At 69.4% G+C, this 579-nt stretch carries 1 protein-coding gene; it reads left to right on the top strand.

What is annotated here, in order from left to right:
* Positions 1-579: condensation domain-containing protein (locus tag F6S12_RS32725; protein WP_315869988.1), on the top strand; the 579-nt coding region annotated here is incomplete at both ends.

Genomic DNA, 579 nt, shown 5'->3' with positions numbered 1-579 from the left:
AGCCTGGAGCGCCTGCAGCGTTTCGCCGGGGCCCTGCAGCAGGTCATCACGCGCCATGACATCCTGCGCACTGCGGTGCTCTGGGAAGGCCTGCCGCAACCGCTGCAAGTGGTCTGGCGCCATGCCGAGCTCCGGGTCGAGGAACAGCACCTGGACCCGGCCGAGGGCGACCTGCTGGCGCAGTTGCAGCAGCGCTTCGACGCCCGTCACTGGCGCCTGGACCTGGCCCAGGCGCCGCTGATCCGCCTGGTCTATGCGCGAGAGCCCGGGCAGCAGCGGGTGCCGGCGATCCTGCTGTTCCACCACCTGGCCCTGGATCACACCGCCATGGAGGTGATCGGCGAGGAAATGCGCGACCTGCTGTTCGACCGCGCGCAGCACCTGGGCACACCGGTGCCGTACCGCAACTATGTGGCCCAGGCACGCCTGGGTGCCGGGCAGGCGGAACACGAGGCGTTCTTTCGCGACATGCTCGGGGACATCGACGAGCCGACCCTGGCCTTCGGCGTAGAGGATGTACAGGGTGACGGCCTGGGTATCGAAGAGGCCGAGCTGGTGCTGCCCGAGGCGCTGAGCCGG

Origin of the sequence: Pseudomonas sp. JV245A (assembly GCF_032424515.1) — a bacterium.
GTDB classification, from domain to species: domain Bacteria; phylum Pseudomonadota; class Gammaproteobacteria; order Pseudomonadales; family Pseudomonadaceae; genus Aquipseudomonas; species Aquipseudomonas protegens.
The sequence above is the reverse complement of the archived record's forward strand: the minus strand, read 5'-3'. Positions and strand labels throughout refer to the sequence as shown.